We start from the raw sequence: 18355 nt of genomic DNA on the forward strand, positions 1-18355 counted from the left end.
ACGGGGCTTTCCGGGCCCGGGTCTGCAGGCCGCCGGGCCTGTCCAGGGCGCGAAAACCCAAGGAACCTGCTTGCAGGCACGGGGTGATCGCACCCCGTGCCGATCCGACGGAATGTGCCGGCGACGGCGCAGGCGGATGGCGTGCGGTCTCGCGACAGGCGCGGTGCCATCGCGCTGCCCGGGGGGCGGCGCCCCAGCCGGGACTGCGCGACCAGGCAGCGGGGGACACTGCGAGCGGGACAACGCGCAGGGCCGATGCGCTCGAGGCCCGGCGGGGCCGGCCGCAGTCGCGATCCGGGTCGCCTGCGCGAAGCCCGCAGCTGCCGACCATCCCCGGCCATCCCGCGACCGTCCGGCCCGTCGCGCCGCAGGACAGGCGGAAGACGCGGCCCCGGGCGCTGTCGTCCGGCCTGCTGCCAGACAGCGCGTCGCACCGCGCGGCAGCAGAGGGCGACATGCAACACTGACGCTGACCGTGACCGGCGCGCCCTCCGCGGCCACGACCCGACCCGGTGTCATGCCCGGCGTCGCCGTTGGTCCGATCGGCGGCCGGTGCCCTTTCAGCGACGCAGCCGGATCACCTCGCGCGGTCCGGCGCCGCGCGGCGTCGGCCTGCGCCTGCCCGCAGCGGTAAGAGCCGGTCATCAAACTGTCGCCTGACCCACACCCCGCTGTCGTGAAACCTGCCTACCCGCGTCTCATCCGCAACCGGAGAGACCCGATGACCCTTCGCGCCATGGCCCTGTCGGCCACCGCCCTCGCCGCCGGCCTGTCGCTGGCCGGTCCCGCCTCGGCCAAGACCGAGATCCAGTTCTGGCACGCCTTCACCGGCCGCCTGGCCGAGCTGCTCGACGCCCAGGTCGCCGCCTTCAACGCGGGCTCGGCCGACTACACCGTCGTCGCCACCCCCAAGGGCAACTATTCCGAGGCGCTGAATGCCGGCATCGCCGCCTTCCGCGCCGGCGAACAGCCCGACATCCTGCAGGTCTTCGAGGTCGGCACCGCCACGATGATGGCCGCCAAGGGCGCGGTGAAGCCGGTCTACGAGGTGATGGAAGAGGCAGGCCTGCCGTTCGAGCCCGGCAACTACCTTTCGGCCGTCACCGGCTACTACTCGGACACCGAGGGCAACATGCTGTCGCTGCCCTACAACAGCTCGACCCCGGTGATGTATGTCAACCTCGACCTGCTGAAGAAGGCCGGGATCGAGCCGACCGTCGACCTCAGCACCTGGGACAAGGTCTCGACCGTGGTCGACCAGCTGAAGGCCGGCGGCGTCGACTGCGCCTTCACCACCTCGTGGCAGAGCTGGATCCAGCTCGAAAGCTTCTCGGCCTATCACAACGTGCCCTTCTCGACCGAAGAGAACGGCTTCGCGGGCCTGGGGACCGAGCTGACCTTCAACCAGCCGCTGCAGGTCAAGCACATCGAGATGCTGGGCCAGTGGGCGAAGGACGGCAAGTTCGTCTATGGCGGCCGCCGCTCGGAAGCCGGCGCCTCGTTCCGCTCGGGCCAGTGCGCGCTTTATACCGAAAGCTCGGCCGGCTACGCGGGCGTGAAGAAAGAGGCCCAGTTCGGCTTCGAGATCCGCCCGCTGCCCTATGACGCGACCGCCGAGGGCGCGCCCTACAACACCATCATCGGCGGTGCCTCGCTCTGGGTGATGCAGGGCAAGGACGCCGACCATTACAAGGGCGTCGGCCAGTTCCTGAACTTCCTCTCCTCGCCCGAGATCCAGGCGCAGTGGCACCAGGACACCGGCTACCTGCCGATCACCACCGCGGCCTACGAACTGTCGAAGGAACAGGGCTTCTACGACAGGAACCCCGGCACCGACGTGGCGATCAAGCAGATGACCGGCAAGGCGCCGACCCCGAACTCGAAGGGCGTGCGCCTGGGCAGCTTCGATCAGGTCCGCGCGGTGATCGACGAGGAATTGGAAGCCGTCTGGTCGGGCGACAAGACCGCGCAGGCCGCCCTCGACAGCGCCGTCGAGCGTGGCAACCAGCTGCTGCGCCGCTTCGAGCAGGCCAACCGCTGAGCCCCTGAGGCCACGACCGACGGGCCCCGCCGCAGCGGCGGGGCCCGATCCCATTCCGGAACAGGACGCACGGAACAGGACGCATGGAAAAACGGGTGATCTTCCGGGGCCGCTGGCTGCCCCTGGCGCTGCTCGCGCCGCAGATCGCGGTGACGGCGGTGTTCTTCTTCTGGCCGGCCGCGCAGGCGGTCTGGCAGTCGATGTTCGTCCCCGATCCCTTCGGGCTTTCCGCCCGCTTCGTGGGCTGGGGCAATTTCGAATATCTGCTCACCGACCGCTACTACCGCGCGGCGTTCCTGACGACCGCCGTCTTCTCGATCGCCGTCACCGCGCTGTCGATGGGGGCGGCGCTCTTCCTCGCGGTGCTGGCCGACCGGCTGCTGAAGGGCGCGGGCACCTACCGCTCGCTGCTGATCTGGCCCTATGCCGTCGCCCCGGCGATCGCCGGCGTGCTGTGGATGTTCATGTTCAACACCCGCGTCGGCGTCGTGTCCTGGTACCTCGGGCAGATCGGCATCCATTGGAACCACGTCCTTGACGGCGGGCAGGCGATGACGCTGGTCGTGCTCGCCTCGGCCTGGAGCCGGATCAGCTACAATTTCCTGTTCTTCCTCGCCGGCCTGCAATCGATCCCCGCCTCGGTGATCGAGGCGGCGGCGATCGACGGCGCGGGCTTCTGGACGCGGTTCCGCACCATCGTGCTGCCGCTGCTGTCGCCCGTCACCTTCTTCCTGATGGTCGTGAACCTGATCTACGCCTTCTTCGAAACCTTCGGCGTGATCCACACCATCACCGCCGGCGGGCCGCAGCAATCGACCACGATCCTCGTCTACAAGGTCTTCGCCGACGGCTTCGTGGGGCAGGACCTAGGCGCCTCGGCAGCACAATCGGTGATCCTGCTGGTGCTGGTAGGGCTGCTGACCGTGGTCCAGTTCCGTTTCATCGAACGCAAGGTGCATTATTGATGGCCGCTTCCGACACCTCGGGCATGGTCGAGGCGCACGGCGCCTCGCGCCTTGCCACCCATGCCCTGCTGATCGCCGGCGTCGCGGTGATCTGCTTCCCGATCTGGCTGGCCTTCGTCGCCTCGACCGTGACGCAGGCCGAGATCGCCCGTGCGCCGATGCCGCTGCTGCCCGGGCCCCACCTGATCGAGAACTACACCCGCGCCCTGACCCGCGGCACGAATGCGCCGGTCGCGATGATGCTGCTGAACTCGGCGGTGATGGCGCTGGGTATCGCACTGGGCAAGATCGCGATCTCTCTGACCTCGGCCTTCGCCATCGTCTACTTCCGCTTCCCCGGGCGGCAGCTGTTCTTCTGGGCGATCTTCCTCACGCTGATGCTGCCGGTCGAGGTGCGGATCCTGCCCACCTTCGAGGTCGTGGCCTCGCTGGGCCTTCTGAACAGCTACACCGGCCTGATCCTGCCGCTGCTGGCCTCGGCCACCGCGACCTTCCTGTTCCGGCAGTTCTTCCTGACCGTCCCGGACGAGCTGGCAGAGGCCGCGCGGGTCGACGGGGCGGGGCCGCTGCGCTTCTTCCGGGACATCCTGCTGCCGATGAGCCGCACCAACATCGCCGCGCTCTTCGTCATCCTCTTCATCTACGGCTGGAACCAGTATCTCTGGCCGCTGCTGATCACCACCGATCCGCGGATGAACACCGTGGTGATGGGCATCAAGCAGATGTTCCCCTCGGGCGACGACCTCGCCGACTGGCCGGTGATCATGGCCACGGCGATCCTTGCCATGCTGCCGCCCGTCGCGGTGGTGATCGGAATGCAGAGGCTGTTCATCCGCGGCCTCGTCGACAGCGAGAAATAACCAATGGCCACCATCTCCCTCGCAGACGTGAAGAAAAGCTTCGGGCCGACCGAGGTGATCCACGGCGTCTCGCTCGACATCGCGGAAGGCGAGTTCATCGTGATCGTCGGCCCCTCGGGCTGCGGCAAGTCCACGCTCTTGCGCATGGTCGCGGGGCTGGAAACCGTGACCTCGGGCGAGATCGCGATCGGCGGCAGACGGGTGAACGATCTGGAACCGATGGCGCGCGACATCGCCATGGTCTTCCAGAACTACGCGCTCTACCCGCACATGACCGTGCGCGAGAACATGGCCTATGGCCTGAAGATCGCGAAACTGCCGAAGGCAGAGATCGAGGCGCGGGTCGCGCAGGCGGCGAAGCTTCTGCAGATCGGCCCCTATCTCGACCGCAAGCCCAGGGCGCTGTCCGGCGGGCAGCGGCAGCGGGTGGCGATGGGGCGCGCGATCGTGCGCAAGCCCGCGGCCTTCCTGTTCGACGAGCCGCTGTCGAACCTCGACGCCAAGCTGCGCGTACAGATGCGGCTGGAAATCAAGACCTTGCAGCGCGACCTTGGCGTGACCTCGCTCTATGTCACCCATGATCAGGTCGAGGCGATGACGCTGGCCGACCGGGTGATCGTGATGAACGGCGGCCGGGCCGAGCAGATCGGCACCCCGCTCGAGATCTACGAGCGTCCGGCGACCCGCTTCGTGGGCGAATTCATCGGCGCGCCGCCGATGAATTTCCTGCCGGTCGCTTCGGTGCGCGACCCCGGCACGCTGCCCGCCGGCACCGCCGAGGTCGGCATCCGCCCTGAGGCGATGGCCCTTGCGGCCCCCGGCGGGGCGCAGGTGACAGGCACCGTGCGCTTCACCGAGGCGCTGGGCGCCGAGACGCTGGTGCATCTCGCGCTGCCCTGCGGCACGCCCCTTACATGGCGCCGTCCGGGCATGCCGGAGGCCAGTCTCGCGCCCGGCTCCGAGCTGGGGCTTTCGGTGAAACCGGGGGCATTGGCGGGCTACACCGCAGAGGGGCAAAGGATCGCCTGAACGCGGCGTTTCCGCGCAGCAAACACTTGCCAGAAAGGGGTTCGCGGGTCATATCTAGGGCCGCTACGTGCCTGTCGATCCTGTTTCCACTGGCTTCGAACACGTCGTGCCGGGCCGTCGCAATCCTGCGGGCGGCGAAACAGAGGAGAGAGACGCATGGCCAGCGGCAGCGTCAAATGGTTCAACGCAACCAAGGGCTACGGCTTCATCGCCCCCGATGGCGGCGCTAAGGACGTGTTCGTGCACATCACCGCGCTGCAGCGCGCGGGCCTGACCGAGCTGAAGGACGGCCAGAAGGTCACCTTCGACATCCAGCCGGGCCGTGACGGTCGCGAATCCGCGATCAACCTCGCGCTCGCCTGAGCGATATTCCGGGGAAGGCGCCCCTCGCGCAGGGGCGCCTTTTCCTTTTCCCGTCCTCCCCGGGATCCAGACCCCGGATCCGACGTTCTGCCCTCGTGCGTCCCGCCATCGCGCCGGATGCTGCCGTGCACCTCTCCCCGGATCCCCGATGACCGACAGCTCCACCTTTTCCGACACCCGGCAGGGCTTCGCTGCCGCGCTGACCGACACCATCGGCCGCATCGACGGCGACAAGATCACCCTGCGCCGGCTGATGGACCTGATCGGCGAGCAGGGGCTTCTGATGATCTCGGGGCTGGCCTCGCTGCCCTTCCTGCTGCCGGTGTCGATCCCCGGCGTCTCGACCGTGTTCGGGCTGGCGATCGTGCTGATCGCGGTGGCGATCACGCTGAACCGCATGCCCTGGCTGCCGCGCCGCGTGCTGGACCGCGAGCTTCCGGCCGAGAAGCTGCGTGCGGCGCTGGAACGCGGGGCGGGCATCGTAGTCCGGATCGAACGCTTCGTCAGGCCGCGGCTGACAGGCCTGACGACGCCCGGCGCGGTGGCGCGGTTCAACGGGCTGATGCTGATCCTGGCAGGGGTGCTGCTGATGGCGCCCTTCGGCTTCGTGCCCTTCTCGAACACGCTGCCCGGGATCGCGGTGCTGCTGCTGTCGCTGGGCATGATGCAGCGCGACGGCGCGATGGTGATCGCCGGCTACGCGTTCAACGTGATCACGATGGTCTACTTCGGCGTGCTGATCTGGCTGGCCTGGAAGGCCGGGACCGGCGTCACCCAATATCTTGGCGGCTGACAGGGCCTTGGGGGGGGCGCCTCACGCTTTGCGTGAAGGTCGCCCCGCAAGCGCCTGATCTCAGGTGCGGACGCCGGCGAATTGCGCGGCCCATTCCTCGCGGCTCTCGTCCGCGATCTTGCCGAACAGAACCTCCGGCGTCTCGAAGGCGTGACCGACCGGCAGCACCGACAGCGCGGCGGACACGTCGGTCGGCCAGCTGCGGTCCTCGGTCTTCATCGCGGCCAGCATGGTGGCGGCGGCGTCGGGGATGAAGGGCTCGGACAGCACCGCGTAGAGCCGCACGAGGTTCAGCGACAGCCGCACCATCGCCGCCGCGCGCTCGGGCTCGGTCTTGATCACCGTCCAGGGGGCGGCGGACTGCAAGTACTCGTTGCCGGCCACCCAGATCGCGCGCAGTTCGGAGGCCGCCTTGCGGACCTCCATCGCCTCCATGAAGCCCTCGTAGGCGCGGATGCGGGTTTCCAGCTCGGCCACCAGCTGCGCCTCGCGCTCGCCGAATTCACCACCCTCGGGCAGGGCCTCGCCGAACTTGGACCGGCAGAACTTGGTGATCCGGCTGACGAAGTTGCCCAGCACGTCCGCCAGGTCCTTGTTGACCGAGGCCTGGAAGTTCTCCCAGGTGAATTCGCTGTCCGAGCTTTCGGGGGCGTGCGACAGCAGCCACCAGCGCCAGTAGTCGGCCGGCAGGATCGACAGCGCCTGATCCATGAACACGCCGCGGCCTTGGCTGGTCGAGAACTGGCCGCCGTCATAGTTCAGGTAGTTGAACGACTTGATGTAGTCGACCAGCTTCCACGGCTCGCGCGAGCCCATGATCGTCGCCGGGAACGACAGCGTGTGGAAGGGCACGTTGTCCTTGCCCATGAACTGCAGGTAGCGCACGTCCTCGGCGCCCTTGTCGGTGCGCCACCAGCGCTCCCAAGCCTCGTCGCCCAGACCCTGCTTGGCGGCCCATTCCGCGGTCGCGGCGATGTATTCGATCGGGGCGTCGAACCAGACGTAGAAGACCTTGCCCTCCATCCCCGGCCAGTCCTGATCGCCCTTCTTGACCGGGATGCCCCAGTTCAGGTCGCGGGTGATGCCGCGGTCCTGCAGGCCGTCGCCGTCATGCAGCCACTTCTTGGCGATCGAGGTGGTCAGGATCGGCCAGTCCTTCTGTCCGTCGATCCAGCCGTCGATGTCGCCTTTCAGGGCTTTCTGCTTCAGGTACAGGTGCTTGGTCTCGCGCACCTCGAGCTCGGTCGAGCCCGAGATGGCGGAGCGCGGATTGATCAGGTCGGTCGGGTCGAGTTGCTTGGTGCAGTTCTCGCACTGGTCGCCGCGCGCGCGGTCGTAGCCGCAGTTCGGGCAGGTGCCCTCGATGTAGCGGTCGGGCAGGAAGCGGCCGTCGGCGATCGAATAGACCTGCTTTTCCGACACTTCCTCGATGAAGCCGTTCTCGGCCAGCTTGCCCGCGAAATGCTGGGTCAGCCGGTGGTTCTGCGCGCTCGACGAGCGGCCGTAATGATCGAAGCTCAGCCGGAAGCCGCGGGCCAGTTCCGCCTGCACGTCATGCATCCGCGCGCAGTAGTCGGCCACGGCCTCGCCGGTCTTGGCGGCGGCGAGTTCCGCCGGGGTGCCGTGTTCGTCGGTGGCGCAGATGAACATCACCTCGTGGCCGCGGGCACGCATGTAGCGGGCGGTCAGGTCGGCGGGCAGCTGGCTGCCCACGAGATTGCCCAGGTGCTTGATGCCGTTGATGTAGGGCAGGGCCGAGGTGATGAGGATCCGTGCCATGAAGATGCCTTGCGCGTTGGTGTCGCGCTTCCTTTAGCCCAGCCCGGGGCCGGAGGCCAGCAGCGGTGAAGGCGCCACGCGCGGGCGCGGCGCCTTCCGGGGCGTCAGCCCTTGCGGCGCAGGCGCTTCACGCCGGCAAGACCGCCGACACCGGCCAGCAGCAGCACGCCCGCGGCCGGCAGCGGCACCGGGGCCGGGCCCGGGTCGGTGCCGCCGTCGGTGGCGACGGTCGCGTCGAAGACGTAGTTCGCGAAGACGTTCTTCGCGCCGTCGCCATAGTCGAAGCCGATGGTGAAGTCGGCGTCCGTGACGAAGCCGTCAAGGAACATCGTGCCGGTCGCGCGGCTGCCCGAGGTCTTGATGTCCCAGTCGCTGTAGGTCTTCGCGCCCGATCCGTCGTCGAAGCTGAGGGTGACCAGCGGCAGGTCGTTGCCGCCGCTGAGCCCGTTCAGCGTGAACGAGAAGCCCTGGATGTCCCAGCTGGTGCCGTTCGAGGTCCAGGTGGTCGAGTAGCTGCTGTTCGGGGTCAGCAGGGCGCCGTCATAGTTCGCCTCGTCCACCGCGAGGGTTGCGGCGCCGGCGGCGGAGGAGAGGGCGACCGCCGAGACGGCGGCGAGGGCAAGAGTTTTCACGTCCTGTTCCTTTCAGGTGAGGGAGTGTCGTCCACGGGCGCCCTCCGCGGCACAGCTGAACAGGTCACTGGTCTCGGCACGGCAGGCGGCACCCGCAGCCCCCCTTGTAGGGGCCGGGCGCGCGGGGGAAATGACCCGGGGCAGCGACCGTGGCGGCATCGGTGGCGCTCCACCGATGCCGCGGGGGCAAACAGGCGATGCTGCGCCGACCGGGCCGGCGGGGCCCGCCCTGCGCGGAACGTGAGTTGATGTGTGCGGGGGGCGGGCTAGACGCGGGTCAGCGGTTGCGCCCGAGCAGCCGGCCGATGACGAACGAGGTGCGCGGCACCCAAGCATAGGCGGTGCGGGCGCCGGGCTCGGGCGCCGGCCGGGCGCGCATCCGGGCAAGGCCGAAGACGATGGTGGCGACATGCACCAGCGCGATGGCCCCGAACATCGACGAGGGGCCCAGCAGCCCGATCAGCCACGAGGCGCCCAGCGGCGAGGCGATGGCGCCGACCGCGTAGAGGAACATCAGCGCCGCCGACAGCTCGACCCGCTCGTGCGTTTCGGCGAAGTCGTTGGCATGGGCCGAGGCCACGGAATAGAGGGTGAGGGTGGTGAAGCCGAAGGCGGCGGCGGCGACGAAGATCGGCAGGCCGCCCAGCTGCGCGGCGCCCACCACCATCGCCGAGGTGACGAGCGTCCCGGCCGAGAGCCCGATCAGCACCAGCCGGCGGTCGTAGCGGTCGGCCAGCCAGCCCACCGGCATCTGCGCGACCCAGCCGCCAGCGACATAGGCGGCAAGGAACACCCCGATCTGGTCGAGCCTGAGGCCCACCGCCGCGCCATAGACCGGGCCCACGAAGCGGAAGGCCGCGCCGGTCACGCCCGAGACCACGACCATCACCGCGCCCAGGGGCGACATCCGCCAGGCCAGCATCGGGCGCAGCCGCGGCGCCTTCGGCGTGGCCGGCTGCTTGGCCGAGGTCAGCGTCAGCGGCAGAAGCGCCGCACAGGCCAGGATCGCGAGCAGGTTGTAGGACGCGTAGGACGAGGGCTCGAGCACGCCGATCATCAGCTGCGCGGCCAGCGAGGCGCCGACATCGACGATGCGGTAGGTGGCCATGGCGCGGCCGCGGGTCTCGTTGGTGACCGAGGCCTGCAGCCAGGCCTCGATGATCGTGTAGCAGCCGGCGACGGCCAGGCCGGTCAGGGTGCGCATCAGCGCCCAGGCGATGGGATCGACCAGCATCATGTGGGCGGCGATGCCGATGGTGCCGGTGGCGGTGAAGGCGGCGAAGGCGCGGGAATGGCCGACCGAGCCCATCAGCCGCGGCGCCCACCAGCAGCCGACGAAGAAGCCCAGGAAATGCGCCGAGCCGAGCAGGCCGACCTGCGCCGTGGTGAAGCCGAGCGCGAGGCCCGAGACCGCGTCGAGGGGGGCGACGCCGCCGGCCCCCAGCTGGGTGAGCAGGACCGACAGGAAGAGGGCGGCGAAAGAGATCAGCAGGCGCATGGCCCGGGCACCCTAGCCGATTCCCCGGCGATGTCCCGGCCGATTGCGGCGCGGCCCGGCACTTTCCCGCCGCCTGCCGTGGCGGAACGCAAGGTCCGGCCGCCGGGGCGGTCCGGCGCAGCGCGGGTCATCGCGCTGGCTGTCGGCGGGCGCGGGGCCGGGCGCGGGCTTCGTGGCTCGGGGTTTGAGCGGTCAGTGACGGCTGAGGTCCGGCTCGGCCGCGGCGCGGCGCGCGAGATAGGCCACGAAGGCGCGCACCCGCGCCGCGATCAGCCGGTTGTCGGGATAGACCGCGTGCAGCGGCACGACGCCCGCGCTCCAGTCGGGCAGCACCTCGACCAGCCGGCCGGCGCGGATCTCGTCGCCGACGACGAAGGCGGGCAGCTGGGCGATGCCGCCGCCCATCAGCGCCGCCCGCATCAGCCCGGTGCCATCGCCCAGCGCGAGCCGCGGCGTGACCGGCACCTCGACCGTCTCGGTGCCGCGGGTCATCGTCCAGATCCGGCCGCGGCGCAGGGGGGCGAAATGCAGCAGGTCGTGGCCTGCAAGGTCCATCGGCAGCGCGGGCACGCCCGCGCGAGCAAGATAGCCGGGTGCTGCGCAGGTGTAGAAGCGCGAGCGTCCGATCTCGCGGGTGATCAGGTCCGGCGCGACCTCGATCAACCCGCGCACCGCAAGGTCATAGCCGCCCTCGATCAGCCGCCGCGCCTCGGTCGAGACGTCGATTTCCAGCTGCACGCCGGGGTTGGCGGCCAGGAATTCCGTCGCCCAGGGCACGAGGAAGCGATGCGCGAAATCGGGGGGCGCGGTCAGCCGCAGCCGGCCCTCGGGCGCGGCATGCTGGGCGCGCGCGGCGCGTTCGGCGGTGGCGACGCGGGTTTCGATGTCCGAAAGCTCCGACCTGTAGGCCTCGCCCGCCGGGGTCAGCCGCACGAGGCGGGTCGAGCGGTGGAACAGCCTCAGGCCCAGGCGCCGTTCCAGATCGGCCACCTGCGCGCTGACCGTGGCGCGCGACAGGCCCAGGTCCTCGGCCGCGGCGGTGAAGCTTTCCAGCCGCGCCACGGCCAGGAAGGCGGCGATGCCATGCAGGGGATCGACGGTCTTCATTAGCCAGCTCATCAAGACAGTGATGCCGGGTCGCCCCGCTTTATCGGCAAGCTGCGCAGATTTATACAACCCGCACTTGAGCACGATAATATTGATGGAGCTACAGATGAAGTCTTTTGAACAGGCCGTATTTTCCGTGGCCGGCGCCGGGGCGATGGCCTACGGCTTCGGGCCGCACAGGATCCGCATTTCCGCGGAAGACACCGGGGGGCGCCTTGGCGTCTTCGAGGCCGAGGTGCCCCCCGGTGCCGGGCCGCCCGACCATGTCCACGACCGCGAGGACGAGTTCTTCCGCGTGCTCTCGGGCCGCTTCGCCTTCTGGTGCAACGGCGCCCGCGTCGATCTGGAGGCGGGCGGGCTGATCGTGGTGCCGCGCGGGGCCGTCCACCGGTTCCAGAACGTGGGCGACACGCCGGGCGAGATCATGACCCTGGTCACCCCCGGCGGGTTCGAGGGCTTCTTCGGCGCGATCGAGGCCGAAGAGCCGCAGGGCCCCTTCGAGATCGACGCGCTGGCCGCCCGGTTCCACCTGCGCTTCGTCCCGGCGCTGTCGGCCGCCCTGCAGCCGCCGGAGGCGGTCGGGGCCTGAACAGGGGCGTGAACCGGGGTCTGTTCGGGGTCTTTTCAGGGGCCCCGACCGGGTGACGCAGGGTTGAGCGGGTCCGGGCGGCCCTTGGCGCGCGGGGGGCTTGAGCCCGCCGCGCGCTTGGCTATCGTGCCCGCCGCCGGCCTCTCCCGGCCAGCGGTCTTGGAACGACAGGAAGGCTCTCCCCATGAAGCGCGTGAAGCTCGGACCCGACGGGCCGATGGTCTCGGCCATCTGCCTTGGCACCATGACCTGGGGCACCCAGAACACCGAAGCCGAAGGTCACGAACAGATGTCCCACGCGCTCGACCGCGGGGTCGACTTCTGGGACACGGCCGAGATGTATCCGACGAACCCGGTGTCCGAAGAGACGATCGGCGGCACGGAAGAGATCATCGGCACTTGGTTCGCGAAGACCGGGCGGCGCGACGAGGTGGTGCTGGCCACCAAGATCGGCGGCAAGGGCGGCAAGGCGCGGGGCGGCGAGCCGATCACCCCGGTGTCGATCCGCAAGGCGCTCGACGCCTCGCTGAAGCGGCTGAAGACCGACCGCGTCGATCTCTACCAGTTCCACTGGCCGAACCGCGGCAGCTACCACTTCCGCCAGATGTGGAGCTTCGACGCCAGCAAGCAGGACCGCGCGGCGACGCTGGCCAACATGGAAGACTGCCTTGGCGCTCTGGCCGACCTGAAGGCCGAGGGCAAGGTGCTGAACTGGGGCACCTCGAACGAGAGCGCCTGGGGCATGTCGGAATGGTTGCGGCTGGGCGGCGAAAGCTATGGCCCGAAGCCGATCGCGGTGCAGAACGAATATTCGCTGATGTGCCGCTACTACGACACCGACCTGGCCGAGCTGGGGGTGAACGAGAAGATCACGCTGCTGGCCTATTCGCCGCTGGCGACGGGGCTGCTGACCGGCAAATACCGGGGCGACGCGACGCCCGCGGGCTCGCGCCGGTCGCGCACCCCGGATCTGGGCGGGCGCATCGGCCCGCGCGCCTTCGCGGCGGCGGATGCCTATGTCGATCTTGCGCGGGTCAACGGGCTCGACCCCGCGCAGATGGCCATCGCCTGGACGCTGTCGCGGCCGTTCCCGATCGTGCCGATCATCGGCGCGACCAGCATGGAGCAGCTCGACTGCGTGCTGGGCGCCGCGGATCTGGTGCTGGCGCCGGAACTTCTGACCGCCATCGACCGTATCCACCGCAGCCATCCGCTGCCATTCTGAGCCCATGACCCGCCGCCTGCCGACCCGGATCCCGACCTGCCTGCTGGCCGCCGTCCTTGCGACGGGGCTGGCGGGTTGCCAGCTGGCCGGGCTCGGACCGGGCGCGGGGCAGGGCACAGGTCGGGGGGCGGCCCCGCCTGCCGATCCGGCGGCGGCGACCGCGCCGGTCAGCGGCGGTGCGGGTGCGGAGAGCATCGAAACCTCGGCCCTGCCGCCGGCCGCGGCCGCCGCAGCCCCGGCCGCCGGATCGGCCACTGGCACCGCTGCGGTTCCGGCGTCGCCTGCCTCGGCCCCCGCCTCCGCGCCTGCAGGGACCGCCGCCGAGGCTGCGTCGAAAGCGGCCGCCGAGGCCGCGCCCGAAACGCCGCCGGCCCCCGCCTATCCGGCCGCGATGGCCGGGGCGGCCGCGGCCTGCCTAAAGCAGGGGGGCCGCTTCGCCCCGCGCCAGCCCGGCGCGCATTCCTGGACCTGCTTCAGGGTGCCGCGCGACGCGGGGCGCAGCTGCAGCAAGGCCTCCGACTGTTCCTCGGCCTGTCTGGCCGCCAACCGCACCTGCGCCCCGGTCCAGCCGCTGTTCGGCTGCCACCCGATCCTGACCGAGCGCGGCGCAGAGGTAACCCAATGCATCGACTGACCCTTGCCGCGGCCCTGCTGACCGGGCTGGCCGCCTGCGCGCCGAAGCCGCCGCCGGTGCCGCCGGTGGTGCGCGACACCCGCGCCTTCATCGCCTCGCAGGCGCTGTTCGACCCGGCCCGCTTCGCGGGCGACTGGTACGTGGTGGCCGACGTTCCGCCGCCCGGCCGGGCGCGCTGCGCCATCACCCGCGAGCATTGGCAGGGTGGCCCCGGCGGCTTCGCGGTCAGCGGCGTCGCCTGCGGCCCGCGCGGCCCGGCGAAGCTGGCCGGCGTCGCCCATGTCACCGGCCCGGGGCGGATCACGCCGGGCGGCGAGGGACGCCCCGACTGGGGGACCGAGCCGATCTGGGTGCTGTGGATGGATGCCGATGCGCGGGTCGCGGCGCTGGGCACGCCCTCGGGGCGGTTCGGGGCGATCGTCTCGCGCCAGCCGACCGCGCGGGGCGATCTCGTCGCCGCCGCGCGCGAGGCGATGGCCTTCAACGGCTATCCGCTGGCGGCGCTGCGTCCGCGCTGACTCCGCCAAGCGGGAGGCAGACTGGACGCGAAATTGCCGATTTCGCGGGCAGTTGCGCGGAAACGACGCAACTCTGTCGCCGTCGGGATTGAAAAACCGGCGATTTCCCCGCATCCCCGAACCGGGGACTTGAGAGGGGATTGCCGTGCCGAAGGACGCGGGGACGAGGGCTGCCGAGCGGTACCTTGAGGACGAAGCGCTGCGTGGCGCCGAGGGCATGGCGATGCGCCACGCCGCCGAGGTCGTGGCACATCGACACGATGCCGGAACCGAATGGCCGACGCTGGGGCTGCTGGCCGCCTGCTATCTGGCCTGGGGAATGGGCACGACCTGGGCCTGGGCGGGGTTCGCGCCGCTGGGCGTCGTGCTGACGGTGCTGGCGATCGTGCTGCATTCGTCGCTGCAGCACGAGGTGCTGCACGGCCATCCGTTCCGCGCCCCGCGCGCGAACGAGGCGCTGGTCTTCGCGGGGCTGGGCCTCGTCTATCCCTACCGGCGCTTCAAGGACACGCATCTGGCGCATCACTTCGACGAGAACCTGACCGACCCCTATGACGACCCCGAGGCGAACTACCTCGATCCTGCCGTCTGGCAGCGGCTGCCGCGCTGGGGGCAGCGGCTGCTGCGGGTGAACAATACGCTGGCGGGGCGGATGCTGCTGGGGCCGGCGATCGGGGCGGTGGTGTTCTGCGGGGCGGATGTCCGCGCGATCCGGGCCGGCGACCGGCGGATCCGGCGCGACTGGCTGCTGCATCTGGCGGGGTTGGTGCCGGTGGTGCTGTGGTTGCTGGCGGTGGCCGAGATGCCGCTCTGGGCCTACGTCCTGTCGGCCTATGGCGCGATGTCGGTGCTGAAGATCCGCACCTTCCTGGAACATCGCGCGCATGAGCGCGCCCGCGGCCGCTCGGTCATCGTCGAGGACCGGGGACTGCTGGCCTTCCTGTTCCTGAACAACAACCTGCATTCGGTGCACCACACCCATCCGCAGGTGGCCTGGTACCGGCTGCCCGCGCTCTATGCCGCGCGGCGCGAGCTGTTCCTGGCGAAGAACGACCACTATCGCTACGGCTCCTATGCCGAGGTGTTCCGGGCGCATTTCTGGCGCGCCAAGGACCCGGTGCCGCATCCCCTGCGCAAGGCGCTGCCGCCGCCGGGGCCGTGACCCCCGCATCGCGCCCGCCACAGTCGCGAATTTGTTGAGGATGCAGCTTTTCGCGGGCTGAACGGCATGCCATGGATCGCCCATCATGCCGATCTGGATCCCCATCACCCTCGTCGCCGCCGCCGTGCAGACCCTGCGCTTCATGCTGCAGAAGGGGCTGAAGGGCGCGGGCCTCTCGACCGGGGGCGCCACCTTCAGCCGCTTCCTGTTCGGGGCGCCGCTCGCCATTGCCACGACCCTTGCGACGCTGGCGATCACCGGCGCCGGGGTGCCGCTGCCGGGGCCGCGGTTCTGGGCCTTCGCGGTGGCCGGCGGCGCGGCGCAGGTCTGCGCCACCTACATGACCGTCGCGCTGTTCTCCTTGCGCAATTTCGCCGTCGGCATCGCCTTCACCAAGACCGAGACGGTGCAGGTCGCGCTGTTCTCGGCCGTGCTGCTGGGCGAGAGCGTCTCGGCCGCCGGGGCTGCCGCGATCGCGGTGGGGCTTGCGGGGGTGCTGATGCTGTCGAAGGCGCCGAAGGACGGGCTTTCGGGCGGGCTCTGGTCGCGGGCGACGGCCTATGGCGTTCTGGCGGGCGGGCTCTTCGGCCTGTCGGCCATCGGCTATCGCGGCGCCTCGCTGCAGCTGGAGCCTGCGCCCTATTTCCTGCGTGCGGTCACGACGCTGGCCTGCGTGACGACGGTGCAGAGCCTTGGCATGGCCGCCTGGCTGCGCTGGCGGGAGCGGGGCGAGCTGACGCGGGTGGTGCGCGCCTGGCGCAAGACGATCTGGGTGGGCGTCACCGGGATGCTGGGCTCGCTGGGCTGGTTCACCGCCTTCGCCCTGCAGAACGCGGCCTATGTCCGCACGCTGGGGCAGGTCGAGATCGTGTTCACGCTGATCGTCTCTGCCACGGTGTTCCGCGAGCGGCTGTCGCGGCGCGAATATGGCGGGATCGCGCTGGTCGTGGCCTCGGTCCTGATGCTGGTGGTGCTTCTGGGCTGAGGCCGCGGGCGTCAGCCGATCCGCGAGAAGCGGCTGACCGGGCCGGAATTGTCGAAGAACGGCACCGCGATCGGCCGGGTCAGGCCGCGCGCCGCCATCGACGAAACCTCTGCCAGCACCACCTCGGTGATGAACGGCAGGTCGAGCGCGCGCGCCTCGGCCAGCGGCACCCAGTGCAGATGCGCCAGCTCGTCCGTCGCGCGCGAGAAGTCGTCGGGGTCGTCGGCCAGCGCCGCCGCGTCGATCAGCAGGAAGCGCGCGTCGAAGCGGCGCGGCCGGCCGGGCGGCGTGATCGCGCGGAACACGAAGCCGAGCGGCGCCGCGTCGGGCATCAGCCCGGTCGCGGCGAAGTCGACCCAGTCGGCGGGCGGGTCGCGCCAGTCGCCGGGCTGGCCAAGGCGCAGCCCGGTCTCTTCGAACAGCTCGCGGATCGCGGTGGCGGCCAGCGCCCGCGCGCGCTCGCCGAGCCGCGCGGCACAGACCGCGTCAAGCTCGCGCGCCAGCGGCACCGCACCATCGCCCGGGTCGAGCGCGCCGCCGGGAAAGACGTATTTCGACGGCATGAACGCAGCCCCGGCGCCGCGCTGGCCCATCAGCACCGCGGGGCCCGCGCCGGTCTGGCGCAGGACGATGACGGTGGCGGCGTCGCGGATCGGAAGCTCGGCGGGGGCCTTGGCGGGCTCTGTCATTGGCTGTGATCCGGGTCGTCTTGCGAGGGATGGCCGAAGCCGTGCATGCGCTTGGCCCATTGCAGCGCGACAAGGCCGCCCTTCAGCCGCGGCAGCAGCCACAGCGACAGCGCGACCGTGCCAACCGCAAGGCCCGAGGCCATCACCAGCGGTTCGGGCCGGAAGGCGGTGTAGACCCCCAGCAGCACCGGCGCGAGGATATGGCCCACGATCAGGATCGTCAGATAGGCCGGGCCGTCGTCGGCGCGGTGGTGATGCAGGTCCAGCCCGCAGACCGGGCACGCGTCGCGCACCTTGAGATATCCCGAGAACATCGGGCCCGAGCCGCAGCGCGGGCAGCGGCGGCGCCAGCCGCGGCGCAGGGCCGGGCCCAGCGGGCGTTCGGCCGCGGCCCCGTCGCGCGGGGGCGGGGCGGCCGCCGTGCGGCGGAGGCCGACGGGGTCTGGGGTGCAGTCGGTCATCTTCTCTCCCTCGCCTCCGGGCTGCACTGGCGGGCCCGGCCGCGTCTCCGCCCCGACTATGCGGCGGGCCGGTCCCGAGGGGAAGGGGGCGGGCCCGCGACGGAATGTCCGCGACCCGCCGTAACAGGAGGGACTGGCGGATGACGGGCCCGACCCGCGCCGCCGGTGAGAGGAGCAACCCAAGGAGAGACCCATGACGGGCAGGAAACTTTCGAGCCGGGCACGGATTCTGGGCGGGGCGCTGGTCGTCGCGCTGGGCGCGGGCGCGCTTGCGGTTCCGGCGCTGGCCGACCGCGGGCCGGGAAGCGCGGCTCTGGGCGAGGCCGGTCCGGGCTGGCGGCAGCAGGCCGGCGGTCACGGTGGTGATCATGGTGGCGGTCATGACGGCCGGCGCGGCGGCATGATGGCGATGCTGCCCGATTTCGCCGAGCTCGATGCCGACGGTGACGGCTCGGTCACCCCCGAGGAACTGGCGGCCTGGCGGCAGGACCGGATCGCGGTCGACAGCGACGGCGACGGCCGGATCAGCGCCGACGAGCTGGTCGCGCACGATATGGAGCAGGCCGAGGCGCGGATCCGCGCCCGGGTCGCGCGGCAGATGGCGGCGCAGGATGTCGACGGCGACGGCTTCCTCGATGTCGACGAGCTTCTGGCGCGGCCGATGCCGATGATGGACCGGATGTTCGACCGGATCGACGGCGACGACGACGGCGCGCTGAGCGCCGAGGAGTTCCAGTCGGCGCGCGACCGGATGGCCGAGATGCGCGAGGGCCGGCGCGGCCGCGGTCAGGACGGCTGGCATCACGGCATGGGACATGGTGCGGGATGGGGCGGTATGCCGATGCAGCGGATGATGCCGCCGCCGGCCGGGGCCCCGGCGCCGGGCGACGCGCCCGCCGCAGCCCCCTCGGATGCGCCCGAGGCTGCCCCTGTGCCCGCCCCCGTGCCCGCCCCCGGGAGCAACTGAGCCCTGACGCCCCGGCCCGCCGTTGCAGGCGGGCCGGAACCGCACTAGGGCTGAGGAG

19 protein-coding genes are annotated in these 18355 nt (G+C 70.6%); 13 read left to right on the top strand and 6 right to left on the bottom strand.

The genetic code is table 11. The features are described 5' to 3' along the window. The first annotated feature begins 721 nt into the window (after nucleotides 1-721). The 6 genes from ugpB (at nucleotide 722) to V8J36_RS12390 (ending at nucleotide 6051) form a co-directional block, all read left to right on the top strand. Entirely contained in the window at nucleotides 722-2041 is a 1320-nt protein-coding gene (gene ugpB, locus V8J36_RS12365) for a sn-glycerol-3-phosphate ABC transporter substrate-binding protein UgpB (RefSeq protein WP_442902490.1), read from the top strand. Between the two features lie 83 nt (nucleotides 2042-2124). Beyond that, nucleotides 2125-3006 carry a sn-glycerol-3-phosphate ABC transporter permease UgpA gene (gene ugpA, locus V8J36_RS12370; protein WP_336467606.1) on the top strand — a complete coding sequence of 294 codons (882 nt, stop codon included), beginning with the start codon at nucleotides 2125-2127 and terminating at the stop codon, nucleotides 3004-3006. A 23-nt stretch (nucleotides 3007-3029) separates the two neighbouring features. Further along, the gene (ugpE, locus tag V8J36_RS12375) at nucleotides 3030-3866 is read left to right on the top strand and encodes a sn-glycerol-3-phosphate ABC transporter permease UgpE (RefSeq protein ID WP_336467939.1); all 837 of its coding nucleotides are present in this window, start codon (nucleotides 3030-3032) and stop codon (nucleotides 3864-3866) included. A 3-nt stretch (nucleotides 3867-3869) separates the two neighbouring features. Then, nucleotides 3870-4895, top strand: coding sequence for a sn-glycerol-3-phosphate ABC transporter ATP-binding protein UgpC (gene ugpC, locus V8J36_RS12380; RefSeq protein WP_336467607.1), 1026 nt, complete (start codon nucleotides 3870-3872; stop codon nucleotides 4893-4895). 156 nt (nucleotides 4896-5051) lie between these two features. Continuing rightward, complete coding sequence (locus tag V8J36_RS12385; RefSeq protein ID WP_336467608.1) at nucleotides 5052-5258, top strand: cold-shock protein; 207 nt, start codon at nucleotides 5052-5054, stop codon at nucleotides 5256-5258. A gap of 148 nt (nucleotides 5259-5406) precedes the next feature. Beyond that, complete coding sequence (locus V8J36_RS12390) at nucleotides 5407-6051, top strand: exopolysaccharide biosynthesis protein (RefSeq protein ID WP_336467609.1); 645 nt, start codon at nucleotides 5407-5409, stop codon at nucleotides 6049-6051. A 60-nt stretch (nucleotides 6052-6111) separates the two neighbouring features. Here V8J36_RS12390 and metG read toward each other — a convergent pair whose 3' ends face one another. The 4 genes from metG to V8J36_RS12410 form a co-directional block, all read right to left on the bottom strand. Beyond that, entirely contained in the window at nucleotides 6112-7830 is a 1719-nt protein-coding gene (gene metG, locus V8J36_RS12395) for a methionine--tRNA ligase (RefSeq protein WP_336467610.1), read from the bottom strand. Between the two features lie 104 nt (nucleotides 7831-7934). Further along, a complete protein-coding gene (locus V8J36_RS12400; protein ID WP_336467611.1) occupies nucleotides 7935-8462 on the bottom strand; it encodes a VPLPA-CTERM sorting domain-containing protein in 528 nt (175 codons plus the stop codon). 277 nt (nucleotides 8463-8739) lie between these two features. After that, nucleotides 8740-9960: an MFS transporter gene (locus V8J36_RS12405; protein WP_336467612.1), complete on the bottom strand. Its 1221-nt coding sequence runs from the start codon at nucleotides 9958-9960 to the stop codon at nucleotides 8740-8742. A gap of 192 nt (nucleotides 9961-10152) precedes the next feature. Continuing rightward, on the bottom strand, nucleotides 10153-11067 hold the full coding sequence (locus tag V8J36_RS12410) for a LysR family transcriptional regulator (protein WP_336467613.1): 915 nt from the start codon (nucleotides 11065-11067) through the stop codon (nucleotides 10153-10155). A gap of 106 nt (nucleotides 11068-11173) precedes the next feature. Between V8J36_RS12410 and V8J36_RS12415 the strand changes: the two genes are divergently transcribed. The 6 genes from V8J36_RS12415 to V8J36_RS12440 all read left to right on the top strand — a co-directional run bounded on the left by V8J36_RS12415 (nucleotide 11174) and on the right by V8J36_RS12440 (nucleotide 16180). After that, nucleotides 11174-11656 (top strand): cupin domain-containing protein, encoded by a 483-nt coding sequence (locus V8J36_RS12415; RefSeq protein WP_336467614.1) that lies wholly within the window; start codon nucleotides 11174-11176, stop codon nucleotides 11654-11656. A gap of 184 nt (nucleotides 11657-11840) precedes the next feature. Further along, entirely contained in the window at nucleotides 11841-12881 is a 1041-nt protein-coding gene (locus V8J36_RS12420; protein ID WP_336467615.1) for an aldo/keto reductase, read from the top strand. 4 nt (nucleotides 12882-12885) lie between these two features. Further along, a complete protein-coding gene (locus V8J36_RS12425) occupies nucleotides 12886-13515 on the top strand; it encodes a hypothetical protein (RefSeq protein WP_336467616.1) in 630 nt (209 codons plus the stop codon). Further along, nucleotides 13503-14033 carry a lipocalin family protein gene (locus V8J36_RS12430; protein ID WP_336467617.1) on the top strand — a complete coding sequence of 177 codons (531 nt, stop codon included), beginning with the start codon at nucleotides 13503-13505 and terminating at the stop codon, nucleotides 14031-14033. Before V8J36_RS12425 ends, V8J36_RS12430 begins: the two co-directional genes overlap by 13 nt. A gap of 223 nt (nucleotides 14034-14256) precedes the next feature. After that, entirely contained in the window at nucleotides 14257-15195 is a 939-nt protein-coding gene (locus V8J36_RS12435; protein WP_442902494.1) for a fatty acid desaturase, read from the top strand. A gap of 85 nt (nucleotides 15196-15280) precedes the next feature. Then, nucleotides 15281-16180, top strand: coding sequence for an EamA family transporter (locus V8J36_RS12440; protein ID WP_336467618.1), 900 nt, complete (start codon nucleotides 15281-15283; stop codon nucleotides 16178-16180). Between the two features lie 11 nt (nucleotides 16181-16191). Here the strand turns inward: V8J36_RS12440 and V8J36_RS12445 are convergent, their stop codons facing one another. Beyond that, entirely contained in the window at nucleotides 16192-16869 is a 678-nt protein-coding gene (locus V8J36_RS12445) for an NUDIX hydrolase (protein ID WP_336467619.1), read from the bottom strand. Further along, complete coding sequence (locus V8J36_RS12450; protein ID WP_336467620.1) at nucleotides 16866-17330, bottom strand: DUF983 domain-containing protein; 465 nt, start codon at nucleotides 17328-17330, stop codon at nucleotides 16866-16868. The genes V8J36_RS12445 and V8J36_RS12450 overlap by 4 nt, the downstream gene beginning before the upstream one ends. Nucleotides 17331-17523: 193 nt before the next feature. Here V8J36_RS12450 and V8J36_RS12455 point away from each other — a divergent pair, with 193 nt between their 5' ends. Continuing rightward, a complete protein-coding gene (locus tag V8J36_RS12455; protein WP_336467621.1) occupies nucleotides 17524-18297 on the top strand; it encodes an EF-hand domain-containing protein in 774 nt (257 codons plus the stop codon). Nucleotides 18298-18355 lie beyond the last annotated feature (58 nt).

It is taken from the genome of Frigidibacter sp. MR17.14 (genome assembly GCF_037095735.1).
Lineage (GTDB): Bacteria > Pseudomonadota > Alphaproteobacteria > Rhodobacterales > Rhodobacteraceae > Frigidibacter.

Excerpts from the sequence above, each read along its gene's own strand:
- ugpB (WP_442902490.1), top strand. The coding sequence starts at position 722 with ATGACCCTTCGCGCCATGGCCCTGTCGGCCACCGCCCTCGCCGCCGGC.
- ugpA (WP_336467606.1), top strand. The coding sequence starts at position 2,125 with ATGGAAAAACGGGTGATCTTCCGGGGCCGCTGGCTGCCCCTGGCGCTG.
- ugpE (WP_336467939.1), top strand. The coding sequence starts at position 3,030 with ATGGTCGAGGCGCACGGCGCCTCGCGCCTTGCCACCCATGCCCTGCTG.
- ugpC (WP_336467607.1), top strand. The coding sequence starts at position 3,870 with ATGGCCACCATCTCCCTCGCAGACGTGAAGAAAAGCTTCGGGCCGACC.
- V8J36_RS12385 (WP_336467608.1), top strand. The coding sequence starts at position 5,052 with ATGGCCAGCGGCAGCGTCAAATGGTTCAACGCAACCAAGGGCTACGGC.
- V8J36_RS12390 (WP_336467609.1), top strand. The coding sequence starts at position 5,407 with ATGACCGACAGCTCCACCTTTTCCGACACCCGGCAGGGCTTCGCTGCC.
- metG (WP_336467610.1), bottom strand. The coding sequence starts at position 7,830 with ATGGCACGGATCCTCATCACCTCGGCCCTGCCCTACATCAACGGCATC.
- V8J36_RS12405 (WP_336467612.1), bottom strand. The coding sequence starts at position 9,960 with ATGCGCCTGCTGATCTCTTTCGCCGCCCTCTTCCTGTCGGTCCTGCTC.
- V8J36_RS12410 (WP_336467613.1), bottom strand. The coding sequence starts at position 11,067 with ATGAAGACCGTCGATCCCCTGCATGGCATCGCCGCCTTCCTGGCCGTG.
- V8J36_RS12415 (WP_336467614.1), top strand. The coding sequence starts at position 11,174 with ATGAAGTCTTTTGAACAGGCCGTATTTTCCGTGGCCGGCGCCGGGGCG.
- V8J36_RS12420 (WP_336467615.1), top strand. The coding sequence starts at position 11,841 with ATGAAGCGCGTGAAGCTCGGACCCGACGGGCCGATGGTCTCGGCCATC.
- V8J36_RS12425 (WP_336467616.1), top strand. The coding sequence starts at position 12,886 with ATGACCCGCCGCCTGCCGACCCGGATCCCGACCTGCCTGCTGGCCGCC.
- V8J36_RS12430 (WP_336467617.1), top strand. The coding sequence starts at position 13,503 with ATGCATCGACTGACCCTTGCCGCGGCCCTGCTGACCGGGCTGGCCGCC.
- V8J36_RS12435 (WP_442902494.1), top strand. The coding sequence starts at position 14,257 with ATGCGCCACGCCGCCGAGGTCGTGGCACATCGACACGATGCCGGAACC.
- V8J36_RS12440 (WP_336467618.1), top strand. The coding sequence starts at position 15,281 with ATGCCGATCTGGATCCCCATCACCCTCGTCGCCGCCGCCGTGCAGACC.
- V8J36_RS12445 (WP_336467619.1), bottom strand. The coding sequence starts at position 16,869 with ATGACAGAGCCCGCCAAGGCCCCCGCCGAGCTTCCGATCCGCGACGCC.
- V8J36_RS12450 (WP_336467620.1), bottom strand. The coding sequence starts at position 17,330 with ATGACCGACTGCACCCCAGACCCCGTCGGCCTCCGCCGCACGGCGGCC.
- V8J36_RS12455 (WP_336467621.1), top strand. The coding sequence starts at position 17,524 with ATGACGGGCAGGAAACTTTCGAGCCGGGCACGGATTCTGGGCGGGGCG.